Consider the following 15,289-nt stretch of genomic DNA (forward strand, 5'->3'; position numbering starts at 1 on the left):
GAGTGTTTGCCATGGCAAAACAATATGATGTGATCGTGATCGGTGCTGGCCCTGGTGGGATGACGGCGGCGCTGTATGCGTCACGCGCGAACCTGTCGGTGCTCATGCTTGACCGGGGAATTTACGGCGGCCAAATGAACAACACTGCGGCTGTGGAGAACTATCCTGGCTTTAAGTCCATTCTAGGGCCGGAACTGGGCCAGCAGATGTACGATGGGGCCACGCAGTTTGGAGCCGAGTATGCATACGGCAACGTGACTGATTTGACGACTGATGGCCAAATCAAAACCGTGGTCACGGATGAAGGCGAGTACCAGGCCAAGGCAGTGATCATCGCGACCGGGGCCGAGCACCGCAAGCTTGGGGTGCCTGGTGAAGAAGACTATGGCGGCCGTGGGGTCTCGTACTGTGCCGTCTGCGACGGGGCCTTTTTCAAAGGCCAGGAGGTTGCCGTGATCGGCGGCGGGGATTCCGCTGTTGAGGAAGGCTCTACCTGGCAGGACTTGCTTCAAAAGTGACCGTGATTCACCGCCGCGACCAGCTTCGCGCGCAGAAGATCATTCAGCAGCGGGCGTTTGCCAACGATAAGATGCACTTTGTTTGGAACGCACAAACGGAGGAAATTCTTGGCGACGACAACAAGGTCACTGGTGTGCGGTATCGCGACAAGGTCACCGGCGAGGAGAAGGTTTTGCCGGCTGCCGGCGTGTTCATCTACGTTGGCATTAAGCCGCTGACGGACAGCTTTAAGCACGTTGACGTGCTCGATGACGCTGGCTGGATCCCGACTAACGAGCTGATGGAAACGCGGGTCCCGGGCATTTTTGCCATCGGTGACGTCCGCGCGAAGAACCTGCGGCAGATTGCGACTGCGGTAGCGAAGGCGGCCAAGCGGGACAAAGCGCGTTCAATTACATTCAAGCTTGCAGGACGACCAGCTGCAGGCCGGTGCTGTGCCTTCAGCCGAGGAAAAGTAAATGTTAGCACCAATCGGTAAACGCTGATTGGTGCTTTTTTTCTTGGCTGCGGATGAGAGTTTGGACCGGCCGATTGAATCAGGAGGCGGCTGTGCGATAATAAACGAGTAAACCCTCGGGTGTGAATTGCTTGAGGAGGCGCTTGTGCGCGCTTTATTTTGAATCCAGGGTTACAATAAGCGTGTCAATCGCAGCCTGAATAATAGACAGGAGCTGATCACATGGGATATAAGGAGAACTATCAGGCGTGGCTAAATGAGCCACACTCGATGCCACACTGAAGAAAGAGTTACAGACAATGGACGATGCCACGCAGCAAGAAGCCTTTACCGCGCCGCTGAGTTTTGGGACCGCAGGGATGCGCGGAATCATTGGTGCCGGCATTGGGCGGATGAATATTTACACTGTTCGTCAGGCCACTGAGGGCTTGGCCCGGTTCATGGACACGCTGCCAGCTGCGCAGAAGCAACAAGGCGTGGCCGTCTCGTTCGACTCGCGCTACATGAGCCAGCAGTTTGCCACTGAGGCGGCGGCGGTTCTTGGGGTGCACGGGATTCCGAGTTTTGTTTTCGATAGTTTGCGGCCGACACCGGAGTTGTCATTTGCGGTGCGCCACCTTAAAACCTATGCGGGTATCATGATCACGGCCAGCCACAACCCGAAACAGTACAATGGCTACAAAATTTATGGGCCAGATGGCGGGCAAATGCCACCGGCTGAATCCGATAAGATCACCGAGTATGTTCGCAGTGTCACGGATCTGCTCGGCATCCAAGTGATGGATGTGCACACGCTGCGCGAAAAGGACCTCATGCACATCATCGGGGAAGGCGTGGATGAGGCTTATTACCGCGCCGTGGGTACCGTGACGATCAATGCCGACCTGGTCAAGACGGTTGGCAAAGATATGAGCCTGATCTACTCGCCGCTGAATGGGACTGGCCGGATCCCGGCCCAGATGGTGCTGCGCAACGCCGGTTTTGAAAACTTTGAGCTCGTTTTGCCGCAGTCCACAGCTGATCCGGAATTTCCGACAACCCCGTTTCCGAACCCGGAATTCCCGCAAACGTTCGATTTGGCGATCGAGATGGGAAAAAAAAGAGTCATGCGGATGTCCTGATCGCGACTGATCCGGATGCCGACCGATTGGGCACCGCGGTTTGGACTGGCAGCAGTTATCAGCTGCTGACCGGCAATCAGATTGCCAGTCTGCTGCTGCACTACATCCTTGAGGCCCGCAAGCAGGCCGGCACGCTGCCGGCTAACGGGGCCGTGGTGAAGTCGATTGTTTCCACCGAGCTGGCAACGGCGATTGCCAAGGATTACGGCGTTGAGATGATCAACGTGGAAACCGGCTTTAAGTTCATCGGCGATCAGATCAAACAATACGAGGAAACCGGCAGCCACGAGTTTCTTTTCGGGTTTGAGGAGAGCTACGGTTACCTGATCAAGCCGTTTGTGCGTGACAAGGACGCCATTCAGTCCACAGTGCTGCTGGCGGAAGTGGCCGCGTACTACAAGTCCCAAGGTAAGACGCTGTGGGATGGCATTCAGGGCCTGTATGATCGTTACGGGCACTACGCGGAAAAAAACGGTTGGCTTAGACTTCCCAGGCCTTGAGGGGCCAAAAGAAATGGCGGCTTGATGACCAAGTTCCGTGAGGAAAGCCCGGCTGATTTTGCGGGCGTCAAAGTGGTTTCGACCGAGGATTACAAGTTGCAGCGCAAGACCAACGCGGATGGCACCAGCACGGCGATCGACATGCCGGTTTCCGACGTGCTGAAGTATCTTCTTGCTGATGGCACCTGGATCGCGATCCGGCCGTCCGGCACCGAGCCGAAGGTCAAGTTCTACGTGGGTACGGTGGCGGATTCGAAGGATGCCGCAGACAAAAAGCTGGCGGACTTTGAGACTGCACTGACCAATTTTAAAAACTCATGATGAAGTCAGGGCCTGGCACTAGAGGCCCTGTTTTTGTCCCGTGGGGTGAGTCTGGTCACGCCACTGGCAGGGGTGCCGAGGGTTGAATCATGACCATCGGCGTGGTAAGCTTTTTAAAATTTGCGTGAGGAGGCCAGCATCATGGGCATGCATCAATATATTCAAGGATTGGGCAATTTGGAGACGCTGCGGCGGGCACCGGGGTTCTTCAAGTACGCGGAGCACAGCGTTGCGGCGCACTCGTTCAAAGTGGCCGAGATCGCCCAGATGCTGGGCGACATTGAGGAACACGCGGGCAACGCGGTCAACTGGCAGATGCTCTACGAAAAGGCGTTGAACCACGACTACACCGAGCGATTTATCGGTGACATCAAGACGCCAGTCAAATACGCGACCCCGGCCTTGCGGTCCATGCTGGCGGACGTCGAGGAATCGATGACCGAAAACTTCATTCAAAACGAGATTCCTGCCGAGTACCAGGACGTCTACCGCCGCCGGCTTGGCGAAGGCAAAGACGACACGCTGGAGGGGCAGATCCTCAGCATTTCGGATAAGGTGGATCTGCTTTACGAATCGTTCGGCGAGATTGAAAAGGGCAATCCAGAGCGCGTGTTTGTCAATATTTACACAGAGAGTCTCAGCGTGATCATGAGCTTTGAGGCCCGGCCGAGTGTCCAGTATTTCTTGAAAGAGATCCTGCCGGACATGCTCAATGAGGAGTTTGCCGACCGCGATATGCTGAAGAAATTGACGCGGTCCGTGATGGCAAAAAAAATAGTGAGGGTGAGCACGAATATTTGTTCGCTATGGTATAATAAGTGTCAGTCAAAAGTTGGGATCTCGGTTCCGACTTTTTTGTTGCAGGGCCTAGCTTTGGCGCCGATTGCGACGCCGGGCCACTGGAGGTAATCATATGATCACACGAATCGCTGATAAGAAATTTGAATTGGTCTCACCATACGCCCCGGCCGGGGATCAGCCTCAGGCCATCGCCAAGCTCACCAAGGGCTTCAAGGCGGGCAAAAAAAGAGCAGATCTTGCTGGGGGCCACGGGGACTGGGAAGACCTTCACCATGAGCAACGTCATCGCGAACCTCAATAAACCCACGCTGATTTTGTCACACAACAAAACCTTGGCAGGGCAACTCTACGGCGAGTTCAAGCAGTTCTTTCCCCACAACGCGGTCGAGTATTTCGTCTCCTACTATGATTACTATCAGCCAGAGGCGTATGTGCCGAGTTCCGACACGTACATCGAAAAAAGACTCGGCGATCAATGATGAGATTGATAAGCTGCGGCACAGTGCGACGGCGGCACTGCTGGAGCGTAACGATGTGATCGTGGTGGCCTCAGTGTCCTCGATTTTCGGACTGGGCTCACCAACGGAGTACCGAGACCATGTGCTTTCCATCAGGAAGGGCATGGAAATTGACCGGAACACGCTGTTGCGGCAGCTGGTCGACATCCAGTTCGAACGGAACGACATTGATTTTCAGCGCGGTCGGTTCCGGGTGCGCGGCGACGTCGTGGAAATTTTCCCGGCGAGTCGCGACGATCACGCCATTCGCGTCGAGTTTTTTTTGGTGATGAGGTGGATCGCATCACCGAGGTCGACGCCCTGACCGGTGAGGTTGTTGGCGAGCGGGAGCAAGTCTCCATCTTCCCGGCGACTCACTTTATGACCTCAGATGACGCGATGGAACGCGGGATCGAAGGCATCTCTAAGGAATTGACCCAGCGGTTAAAGGAATTGCAAGATCAGGGTAAGCTGCTTGAAGCGCAGCGCTTGGAGCAGCGGACGAATTACGACATTGAAATGCTGCGCGAAATGGGCTACACCAACGGGATCGAAAACTACTCCCGGCACATGGAGGGGCGCAAGGCCGGCGAACCGCCTTACACCTTGTTGGACTTTTTCCCCAAAGACTTCATGATCATGGTCGACGAAAGCCATGTCACCATGCCTCAGGTCCGCGCCATGTACAACGGCGACCGCGCCCGCAAGCAGACCCTGATCGACTATGGGTTCAGGCTGCCTTCTGCCTTGGACAACCGGCCGCTTAAGCTCAATGAGTTTGAGCAGCACGTGAACCAGATTCTCTACGTCAGCGCGACCCCTGGCCCGTACGAGCTGGACCGCGTGCCGAAGGAAGACGTTGCCGAGCAAATCATTCGGCCGACCGGGCTGTTGGATCCGGAAATCGAAGTGCGGCCGATTATGGGGCAGATCGATGACCTGACCTCGGAAATCAACAAGCGGGTCGAGCAGAACGAGCGCGTCTTTGTCACCACGCTCACCAAAAAAATGGCGGAGGATCTGACCGATTACCTCAAGGAAGAGGGCATTAAGGTCGCCTACCTGCACTCCGACATTAAAACGCTGGAGCGGACGCAAATCATCCGCGACTTGCGCTTGGGTAAGTACGACGTGCTGGTCGGCATCAACCTGTTGCGTGAAGGGATCGATGTGCCTGAAGTCTCTTTGATCGCGATTCTGGATGCCGACAAGGAAGGCTTCCTGCGCGCCGAGCGGTCGCTGATTCAGACGATTGGGCGGGCGAGTCGCAACGAGCACGGGAAGGTCATCATGTACGCGGATTCCGTCACGGATTCGATGAAAGGTGCGATCGATGAGACCAAACGGCGGCGGACGATTCAAATGGCGTTCAACGAGAAACACCACGTCACCCCAAAGACCATTGTGAAACCGATACGGGATGCGATCACGGCGGTCGATACCAGCGGTAGTGCGGATCCGGACAAGGACCGCAGCTTTGCCGAGGTGGATCTGCACGACATGAGCAAGGCCGACCGGAAGCAGCTGATCGGCAACCTGCGGACGCAGATGCAGGCGGCGGCGAAGAAACTCGACTTTGAGCAGGCGGCCACGCTGCGTGACACAATACTGGAACTAGAAGCAGAAAAGTGAGGATTTATGGCTAACGATAAAATTGTGATCCACGGGGCAAGAGCCCATAACCTGAAGAACATCGATGTGACCATTCCCAAAAATAAACTGGTGGTCATGACGGGGCTGAGTGGTTCCGGCAAGTCCAGTTTGGCTTTCGACACACTGTACGCTGAAGGCCAGCGCCGTTACGTGGAGAGCCTTTCCGCGTACGCCCGCCAATTTTTAGGGCAAATGGACAAACCGGACGTTGACTCAATCGACGGCCTCAGTCCAGCCATTTCGATTGATCAGAAAACAACGTCGAAAAACCCGCGGTCAACGGTCGGCACGGTAACGGAAATTAATGATTACCTGCGTTTATTGTGGGCGCGCATTGGCACACCCATCTGCCCCAACGATGGCACGGTGATTTCCAGTCAAAGCGTTGAGCAGATGGTCGACCGCGTGCAGAAGCTGCCCGACAAGAGCCGCATTCAGATCCTGTCACCGGTGGTTCGCCGCAAAAAAGGGGCCCACAAAAAAGTCCTCGAGAAAATCGTCCGTGAGGGTTACGTGCGGATGCGCGTGGATGGCGAGATCATGGACGCGAGTGCCGACGTCGACTTGGATAAAAACAAGAATCACGATATCGATATCGTGATCGACCGCATCGTGGTGAAGCACGGGGATGCCGACAATCGCTCCCGGCTGTTTGACTCGTTTGAAGCTGCACTGCGCCTGTCTGACGGCTACGCGAACGTGGACGTGATCGGCGGGGAGCCGCTGGTCTTCTCCGAGCACTTTGCCTGCCCGCTGTGCGGCTTTACGATTGGTGTGCTTGAGCCGCGGCTGTTTTCGTTCAACGCGCCGTTTGGGGCCTGCCCCGAGTGTGACGGGTTGGGCGAGAAGCTGACCGTCGATGTTGATTTGGTCGTGCCGGATCCGACCAAGTCGATTCAGCAGGGGGCCGTTGCCGCTTGGTACTCGGCCTCCTCGACGTATTACCCGGCCATGCTGGAACAGGCTTGCAAGGCGTTTAAGATTCCAATTGACAAGCCATTCAACAAGCTGACCGAGCGGCAGCGCGACATCGTCCTGAACGGCAGTCACGGGAAGAAGTTCCATTTTCACGCCGACTCTGATTTTGGCGGGGTCCGCGACGTGACGGCGCCGTTTGAAGGCGTGCTGCCAAACATTGAACGGCGCTACCACGCGAATAATTCGCCGTTCGGCTCCGATCAAATGCGGCAGTACATGACCGCGTTGGTTTGCCCCGTGTGCCACGGCAAGCGGCTGAACCGTCAGGCGTTGGCCGTGAAGGTCGCAGGCAAGGATATCGCAGATGCCTCGAACCTCTCGATCAAGCACGCCCTGCCGTTCTTCAAGAGCATTAAGCTGACCCCCAACCAGCAGGTGATCGCCCAGCCAATCGTGAAGGAAGTCAACGATCGCCTGACGTTCCTGGAAAACGTGGGTCTGGATTACCTCACCTTGTCCCGCTCCGCCGGCACGTTATCCGGCGGAGAGGCCCAGCGCATTCGGTTGGCCACTCAAATCGGGTCTAACTTGTCTGGGGTGCTGTACATCTTGGATGAGCCTTCAATTGGCCTGCATCAGCGCGATAACGACCGGTTGATCGCCTCGCTGAAGAAAATGCGCGATCTGGGCAATACGCTCATCGTGGTTGAACACGATGAGGACACCATGCTGGCCGCCGATTATCTCATCGATGTTGGACCCGGTGCCGGCGATAACGGTGGTCACATCATGGCCGCAGGAACGCCGAAGCAGGTCATGCGGTCGGCAAAGTCTCTGACTGGTCAGTACCTGGCAGGCAAGAAGTTTATTCCTGTGCCTAAAACCAGACGGCCGGGCAACGGCAAGGTGATCCGGGTCGAAGGTGCGGCCGAGCATAATCTGAAGCACATCAACGTGGACTTTCCCCTGGGGAAGTTTATCGGGGTGACCGGTGTCTCTGGCTCCGGTAAATCCACCCTTGTCAATTCGATCCTAAAGCGCGCGCTGGCGCAAAAACTGTACCGCAATTCGGAAAAGCCGGGCAAATACGCCAAGCTGATGGGGTGGCAGAACATTGAGAAGCTGGTCGATATCGATCAGAGTCCCATTGGGCGCACGCCTCGCAGCAACCCTGCGACCTACACGGGCGTCTTCAACGATATCCGTGCGCTGTTCGCCCAAACCAATGAGGCCAAGCTGCGCGGGTACACGCAAGGCCGGTTCTCATTCAACGTGAAGGGGGGCCGGTGCGAGCATTGCAAAGGCGACGGGATCATCAAAATCGAAATGAATTTCCTGCCAGATGTCTATGTGCCTTGCGAAGTCTGTCATGGGACGCGGTATAACTCGGAAACGCTCGAAGTCACCTACAAGGGCAAGAGTATTGCCGACGTGTTGAACATGACAGTCGACGAGGCCGTGAAGTTTTTTTGCGGCGATCCCGAAGATCGCGCGCAAACTGCAAACCATTGTCGATGTTGGCTTAGGGTACGTCCAGATGGGCCAAAGCGCCACGACGCTTTCCGGCGGCGAGGCGCAGCGCATGAAGCTTGCCTCTGAGTTGCAGAAGATCTCGACCGGACGTAACTTCTACATTTTGGATGAGCCGACCACCGGCCTGCACACTGACGACATCCGCAAGCTCTTGGATGTGCTTCAGCGGCTGGTCGACGAAGGCAATACGGTCCTGGTGATTGAGCATAATCTCGATGTGATCAAGACGGCCGATTGGCTGATCGACCTGGGCCCCGAAGGCGGGGACGGCGGCGGCCAGGTGATCGCCACTGGCACCCCTGAGCAGGTGGCAAAGGTCAAAGCCTCGTACACCGGTCAGTACCTTGGCCCGATTCTGACCAGGGACAAGGCCCGGGCCGCTAGTCAAGCGGCAGCGCGGTAGGCAGCGCTCAGTTTGCCTTGTGGATTAATGGTCGAGTCAGTATGATGAACTCAAGAGGTGGCAAATTATGTTTAGACAGACACACTTTGGCTTTGACTGGGGCGAATTGTTCACCGGGATTGCATTGATCCTGGCGGCAATCGTCGTTCTGAATCACCCAGGTGCCACGATGGCAACCTTGACCTTTCTGTTTGCGTTAGTCGCGATTATCCGCGGCATCGCGATTTTAGCCAGCTTTACGAAGCTGCGCGCCTTGACCGGCGGCCTGGCTTGGATCAGCCTGATTGCCGGAATCTTCGATGTCCTGCTGGGGCTCGTCTTCTTGTTTGATCTCGAGTCTGGTGCGATCACGCTGGCTTACCTGTTTGCGATTTGGTTTCTGGTCGACAGTATTGCCAATCTGGTCAACGCGGGTCACATGCGCGAAGCTGGGACCGGCTGGTTTATTCTGACGCTGATTCTTGATATTTTCGCCGTGGTGGTCAGCCTGCTGCTGATCATGCAGCCGGTGGTGGCAGCCGTCGGATTGATTATTTTGCTGGCGACAGCCTTCTTCATTCTCGGGGTCAATGCGATCCTCACCGCCTTTGCGCGGCGTCAAATCTGATTGTTGCTGAGGCTGTGAGATAAAGCAGTTTTAGCCCAAAAGTACATGCGCCTTTGCGCCACGATTCGGGTTTAAAGTCGTGGAGCAGAGGCGTTTGTGCACGTGGCGGGGTTTGGTGGACCGGCGCTAGGCGATTTTCGCCTTGCGCGGAGAGACGCCAGGACTGTTGATGACACGCCCGGCATGTTACAATAGCAAAAGAAAGAAGGGATAGGATGGCAGACTCGATTAACCTCGTGGTGATCACCGGGATGTCTGGGGCCGGAAAGACTGTTGCCATGCAGTCATTTGAGGACCTTGGCTATTTTACCGTCGACAACATGCCCCCGGCGCTATTACCCAAGTTCTGGGAGTTGATGAAAGAAAATGGCAAAATCACAAAGATCGCGCTTGTGGTGGATCTTCGCAGTCATGCTTTCTACGACCAGATCAACGACATGCTCGCCAATTTGGACAACACCTCCTTTGTGACCACCAAGATCCTGTTTCTTGACGCCACCGACGCTGAGCTGGTGTCCCGGTACAAGGAAACCAGGCGCAGCCATCCGCTAGCCCAAGAGGGCCGACTGATGGATGGCATCAAGGAGGAACGGGGCCTGCTGACTGAGCTGCGCAACCGCGCCCAGGTGGTGATCGACACCACCAACCTGTCGCCGCGGCAGCTGCGTGAGAAGCTGTTTGTCATCTTTAAAACGGCTGACCATCCGACCTTTCATCTTGAGGTCATGTCCTTTGGGTTCAAGTACGGCCTGCCCATTGATGCCGACATCGTGATGGATGTGCGGTTTTTGCCCAACCCCTACTATGTCCAAAAGTTCCGCAATCGCGACGGTCGTGATCAGGAATCTACGACTACGTGATGGATAATCCTGCAGCCGAGGATTTTTACAAGAAGTTTTACGACCTGCTGGCCAGTATCACGCCTCAATATAAAAAAAGAGGGCAAAAGCAGCGTGACGATCGCCATCGGCTGCACCGGCGGTCAACACCGCAGCGTTGCCTTCACGGAGAGAATCGGGCAGGCCTTCAAGACGGCGGGGTACCCAGTTGATATTACCCACCGTGATGTCAATAAACGGAAAGCGACGGTGAACCGCTCATGATGCCGAATGAAACAAAAACGATCCGCGTGATTCGCGGCAGACGCCCCAAAGTCGTCGTCATCGGCGGCGGGACCGGGTTGCCGGTGATCGTCAAGAGCCTGCGCGAGCAAAATGCCGATGTGACGGCGGTGGTCACTGTGGCCGACGACGGCGGTTCCAGCGGGGTGATCCGCAACTACATCAACGTGGTCCCGCCTGGTGATATTCGCAATGTTCTCGTGGCCTTATCTGACATGCCTGAACTGGAAAAGCAGGTTTTTCAGTACCGGTTCGAGAGCGGTGACAGTTTTTTTGCCGGGCATGCGATCGGCAACTTAATTATTGCGGCTCTCTCGGAAATGGGCGGCGGGATTTTTCAGGCGGTTCAGACCTTGTCGTCAATGATGAAGGTTGATGGCCATGTCTACCCCGCCAGTGATCGGCCGCTGACGCTGCACGCCGAATTTACCGACGGCTCCACGCTGGCCGGTGAAGCGGAAATCACGGCTGCCGGTAAACACATCAAGCGCGTCTGGGTGACCGACACCGATGATGACCTTGAACCCAAGGCCATGCCTGAGGTGGTCGACGCCATTCTCGCGGCCGATGTGGTGGTGATGGGGCCGGGGAGTCTGTTTACCAGTGTGCTGCCCAACCTGATGATCAAGAACTTGGGTCAGGCGGTGCTCAAGACCCGGGCCGAGGTGATTTACGTCGTCAACATCATGACGCAAAAAGGGGAGACTGAACACTTTACTGATGCCGATCACGTCCGGGTGCTCAATCGCCACTTGGGTGCCAATTTTGTCGATACCGTGCTGGTCAACATCGCACAAGTGCCAAAGAACGCGCTCGATGCGCAAAAGTACAACGAAATCCTGGTGCCCGTCCGGCCGGATTATCAAGGCTTGCGCGATTTAGGCTGCCGGGTGATTTCCGCGGACTTTTTGAAGCTGCGGGACCGTGGCGTCTTTCACGATGGCGACAAGGTGGCCTCGGAGATCCTGAATTTAGCCTTTCAAGTCGGCACGATGAAAAAGAGAAAGCGGTGAGTGGATGGCCAGTTTTGCCAGTACAGTCAAAAAAGAGCTCACCCAACTTGAGGTCCATCCCGAGCACGCCAAAGCTGAGCTGTCCGCGTTGATTCGGATGAACGGCAGTTTAACGATTCAGGACCACCAATTTGTCCTGAATGTTCAAACCGAGAATCCGGCCATTGCCCGGCGCATCTATAGCCTCATTCGCCAGGTGTATCATCATGAGGCCAACCTGATCGTCCGGCGGAAAATGAAGCTCAAAAAGAACAATCAGTATGTGGTCCGCCTCGCCACCGGCGTCAATGCGGTGCTTGAAGACCTGGACATTCTAGATGGGCGCAACATGGCCATCATGACGGCGGTGTCGCGCAAAGTGCTGAATGAACCGCAGCGAGAGCGGTCATATTTACGGGGCGCGTTCTTGGCCGGCGGATCAGTCAACAGCCCAGAGACGTCACGGTATCACCTGGAGATTTATTCCCTGTACAAGGATCACAACGACGACGTGCTCAAGATGATGAATGACTTTGGCCTCAATGCCCGGACGGTAGAGCGGCGCAGTGGCTGGATTGTTTACTTGAAGGAAGCAGAAAAGATTGCCGATTTTCTTCGGGTGATTGGGGCCACGACGGCGATGCTCAAATTCGAAGATGTCCGGATCGTTCGCGATATGCGCAACTCGGTGAACCGGTTGGTCAACTGTGAAACGGCTAATCTGAACAAAACCATTGATGCGGCCCAGCGTCAAATCGAAAATATCAACTACCTCAGAGACCGCGGGCTGTTGGAAGGGTTGCCGCCTAAGCTGAAGGAAATTGCCGAGATGCGCCTGGCCCATCCCGATGTTTCCCTGAAGGAACTGGGGGAAATGGTGCCAAGCGGGGTGATCTCGAAATCAGGCATCAATCACCGGCTGCGGAAGCTTAATCAGATTGCAGAGGGGAGTCGCCAGCCCAGCGAAAGTTGACACTTCCATTACCTAATTAAATCGTCTACAATAAACTCGATAGAACCGTTGGGTATGACGTCACTGGAGGCGAGCATATGACTAAACCGATTCGATTGAATGAACAGCTGTGTTTTTCCATTTACAAAGCACAGAAGCAGTTTAATCATTTTTATTCTCAAGCACTGGCTAAGTACAAGCTGACCTATCCGCAGTACATCACCTTGCTTTCCCTTTATGAGCACGGGACGATGTCGGTCAAAGAGGTGGGGCAGACGCTGAATCTAGACTCTGGGACTCTAACGCCGTTGATGAAGCGGATGGAGAAGGACGGCTGGATCTCACGGAAGCGCTCGGCGCAAGACGAACGCCGGGTTGATGTCAGCTTGACTCAGAAAGCCAAGGACATGCGCGATGAGATCTATGACCATGTGGCTCATGCATGGCCTACCTGAACTTCCCGAGCGAAAAGTACGAAGCCATCAAGGCGCAGGTCGATACGGTCGATCAGCACCTGACGGCCATTCCGGACGAGAAGCTTCAGTAAGCACGCAATGCCTCGATTTTGAGGGGAATTTGCGCTGACGCTTGCATTTTGCGGCGCGCTCCCGTAAAATAATTGAGTACTTGCGCGGTTAGTGTAATGGATCGCACGTGAGATTCCGGTTCTCGAAATCCGGGTTCGACTCCCGGGCTGCGCAGCATTCAAAAGAGAAACGCCACTTGGTTGGCGTTTTTTTGTTGGCTGAAAGGCGCTTACCAGCGCACCTGGCAAGTGGAATATGCTAAACTAACGCTGACCGAAAAAAACTTTGGTCAAAGACTTTGACCTTTTTTTTGACGTTAGTGCTAAGCTTAGCACTGTAGTTTTAAGAGTGCTAAATACTCGTTAGGAGGTTCCACTATGCTAGTTCCGACAGTTATTGAACAAACCAGCCGCGGCGAGCGTTCGTATGACATATACTCTCGCTTGCTTAAAGACCGGATCATTATGCTGTCTGGGGAAATCAACGACCAAGTTGCCAATTCGGTCATTGCCCAGCTTCTGTTCCTGGACGCACAAGATCCTGATAAAGACATTTACCTTTACATCAACAGCCCTGGCGGTGTGATCACCTCCGGTCTGGCGATGCTGGACACCATGAACCTGATCCACGCGGATGTTCAGACCATCGCCATTGGCATGGCAGCGTCCATGGCTTCCGTGCTGTTGGCGGGCGGAGCCAAGGGCAAGCGCTTTGCGCTGCCAAACTCAGAGATCCTGATTCACCAGCCATCCGGTGGTGCTCAGGGCCAGCAAACAGAAATCGAAATTGCGGCGGAAGAAATCTTGAAGTCACGCAAGAAGTTGAACAAGATTTTGTCTGACGCGACCGGCCAGACTGAAGCCAAGATCAAGAAGGACACTGAGCGGGATAACTACATGACCGCGCAGGAGGCCAAGGATTACGCTTGATCGACGATATCTTGACGTCGAAGGCCGACCAGAAGTAAGGGGTCATCTAAGTACCGGCGTTAACGTGCCGGTGCTTTTTTTAATGAAAAACAGGTGAGAAGGGTCCCGAATGACCAAGTTTGAAAATCGCGCCACTAAATTTGGAAATCGGTTTCTTTACGAAAAAAAAGCGGTATTTGGGCAACAATTCTTCTAATATGGGAAGAGTTTTCGCCTTTTGGGCAAATCTCTTGCACCGTTTTCACGAGGCGGCTATAATAGAAAGCGTTGGTAAGGGAGATCCGGGTTAGCTGGGGTCCCAAAATTTTTTTTGCCACCACTGGGTCACTAGGTGACACGGTAGGACGTCAAACGACCCACAAGAAGGACAATGAGCAATGCATTCTGAGTTCGCTTGGATCGAAGCAATCGCCCCAGACTTTATGGGTGTGATTACGCAACGTTATCAGATCTTGCAGTTCATCAGCTGGATGTCGCCGGTCGGTAGACGGGCGTTAGCCGAGCAGATGAAACTAAGCGAACGGGTCCTGCGGACGGAGACCGAGTTTCTCCGGAAGCAAGGCCTGATCAAAAGCTCGAAGTCTGGAATGGTCCTTACCAGCCAGGGCATCGAAGTCTTTCAAGGCCTGGAGCAGTTTATGAATCGACTGCTGGGGTTTAAGGAAGACGAGAAGCACCTCGCCGATAAGCTCGGCATTGACCACTGCTTGATTGTCAGTGGGGACGCTGATCAAAGCAGCCGGGTGTTGGACGAAATGGGCAAGGAACTGAATTCAACGCTGCAGCTGATTTTGCCTAGCGGTCAGCTGACCATCGCAGTGATGGGCGGCACGACAATGGCGCGCGTGGCTCAGCAGATGACTTACAAGCTGTCTGCCGGGCGTGAGCTCACGTTTGTGCCGGCCCGCGGCGGGGTCGGCGAGGCGGTGGCGATTCAGCCAATTCCGTGGCGGCCAGCATGGCCGAAGCGACGGACAGCAAGTACCGCGTGTTGTACATTCCTGAAAACGTGAGTGCGAAAACTTACCAGCCATTACTTCAGGAACCCTCCGTGCGCGAAGTGCTGCAATTGATTGACAATGCCCAGGTAGTGATTCATAGTATAGGGGATGCATTGGTCATGGCCAAGCGCCGATCAATGTCTCCTGAGGCCATTGCCAAGCTCACCAAGCAACATGCTGTTTCAGAAACTTTCGGCACGTTCTTTGATGCGAGCGGCAAGGTGATTTACAAGATCCCAAGAATTGGGTTGCAGATTCCGGATCTTGATCATATCCCATATGTGTTTGCGGTTGCCGGGGGCCGTTCCAAGGCTAAGGCGATCACGGCATATATGAAAAATGCGCCAAGTCGGACGTGGCTCATCACGGACGTTGGCGCCTCAAATGCGATTTTAACTGGGGAAACCCGTTAGAATAAAACTCTTATTTCCTAAAGG

7 protein-coding genes, 1 tRNA gene and 8 pseudogenes are annotated in these 15,289 nt (G+C 54.9%); all 16 read left to right on the forward strand.

Annotation, left to right across the window (positions count from 1 at the left end; all coding sequences use genetic code 11):
• The first annotated feature begins 11 nt into the window (after nt 1-11).
• The 16 genes and pseudogenes from trxB to JCM13995_RS01425 all read left to right on the forward strand — a co-directional run bounded on the left by trxB (nt 12) and on the right by JCM13995_RS01425 (nt 15,265).
• Nucleotides 12-984, forward strand: a pseudogene (trxB, locus tag JCM13995_RS01365) (thioredoxin-disulfide reductase).
• Between the two features lie 214 nt (nt 985-1,198).
• A pseudogene (locus JCM13995_RS01370) lies at nt 1,199-2,918 on the forward strand (phospho-sugar mutase).
• Nucleotides 2,919-3,059: 141 nt separating this feature from the next.
• Nucleotides 3,060-3,689 (forward strand): annotated as a pseudogene (locus JCM13995_RS01375) (YfbR-like 5'-deoxynucleotidase); the annotation flags it as partial.
• 142 nt (nt 3,690-3,831) lie between these two features.
• Nucleotides 3,832-4,020, forward strand: a complete 189-nt coding sequence (locus JCM13995_RS17955; RefSeq protein ID WP_439645187.1) for a hypothetical protein — start codon at nt 3,832-3,834, stop codon at nt 4,018-4,020.
• Nucleotides 3,992-4,198 carry a hypothetical protein gene (locus tag JCM13995_RS17960; protein WP_439645188.1) on the forward strand — a complete coding sequence of 69 codons (207 nt, stop codon included), beginning with the start codon at nt 3,992-3,994 and terminating at the stop codon, nt 4,196-4,198. Before JCM13995_RS17955 ends, JCM13995_RS17960 begins: the two co-directional genes overlap by 29 nt.
• Nucleotides 4,149-4,541: a hypothetical protein gene (locus JCM13995_RS17965; RefSeq protein ID WP_439645189.1), complete on the forward strand. Its 393-nt coding sequence runs from the start codon at nt 4,149-4,151 to the stop codon at nt 4,539-4,541. Before JCM13995_RS17960 ends, JCM13995_RS17965 begins: the two co-directional genes overlap by 50 nt.
• The gene (locus tag JCM13995_RS01380) at nt 4,511-5,848 is read left to right on the forward strand and encodes a helicase-related protein (protein WP_439645190.1); all 1,338 of its coding nucleotides are present in this window, start codon (nt 4,511-4,513) and stop codon (nt 5,846-5,848) included. Before JCM13995_RS17965 ends, JCM13995_RS01380 begins: the two co-directional genes overlap by 31 nt.
• Before the next feature lie 6 nt (nt 5,849-5,854).
• Nucleotides 5,855-8,723 (forward strand): annotated as a pseudogene (gene uvrA / locus JCM13995_RS01385) (excinuclease ABC subunit UvrA).
• A 67-nt stretch (nt 8,724-8,790) separates the two neighbouring features.
• Entirely contained in the window at nt 8,791-9,330 is a 540-nt protein-coding gene (locus tag JCM13995_RS01390; RefSeq protein WP_054661721.1) for an HdeD family acid-resistance protein, read from the forward strand.
• A gap of 215 nt (nt 9,331-9,545) precedes the next feature.
• Nucleotides 9,546-10,433, forward strand: a pseudogene (gene rapZ / locus JCM13995_RS01395) (RNase adapter RapZ).
• Nucleotides 10,433-11,464 (forward strand): gluconeogenesis morphogenetic factor MgfK, encoded by a 1,032-nt coding sequence (gene mgfK, locus JCM13995_RS01400; protein ID WP_054661763.1) that lies wholly within the window; start codon nt 10,433-10,435, stop codon nt 11,462-11,464. The pseudogene rapZ and the gene mgfK overlap by 1 nt, the downstream one beginning before the upstream one ends.
• Nucleotides 11,465-11,468: 4 nt before the next feature.
• Nucleotides 11,469-12,416, forward strand: coding sequence for a DNA-binding protein WhiA (whiA, locus tag JCM13995_RS01405; protein WP_054661724.1), 948 nt, complete (start codon nt 11,469-11,471; stop codon nt 12,414-12,416).
• A 77-nt stretch (nt 12,417-12,493) separates the two neighbouring features.
• A pseudogene (locus JCM13995_RS01410) lies at nt 12,494-12,942 on the forward strand (MarR family winged helix-turn-helix transcriptional regulator).
• An 82-nt stretch (nt 12,943-13,024) separates the two neighbouring features.
• Nucleotides 13,025-13,096, forward strand: a tRNA-Arg gene (locus tag JCM13995_RS01415).
• A gap of 203 nt (nt 13,097-13,299) precedes the next feature.
• Nucleotides 13,300-13,889 (forward strand): annotated as a pseudogene (locus tag JCM13995_RS01420) (ATP-dependent Clp protease proteolytic subunit).
• A gap of 339 nt (nt 13,890-14,228) precedes the next feature.
• Nucleotides 14,229-15,265 (forward strand): annotated as a pseudogene (locus JCM13995_RS01425) (sugar-binding transcriptional regulator).
• Nucleotides 15,266-15,289 lie beyond the last annotated feature (24 nt).

This window comes from Lacticaseibacillus camelliae DSM 22697 = JCM 13995, from assembly GCF_001311195.1.
GTDB lineage: Bacteria > Bacillota > Bacilli > Lactobacillales > Lactobacillaceae > Lacticaseibacillus > Lacticaseibacillus camelliae.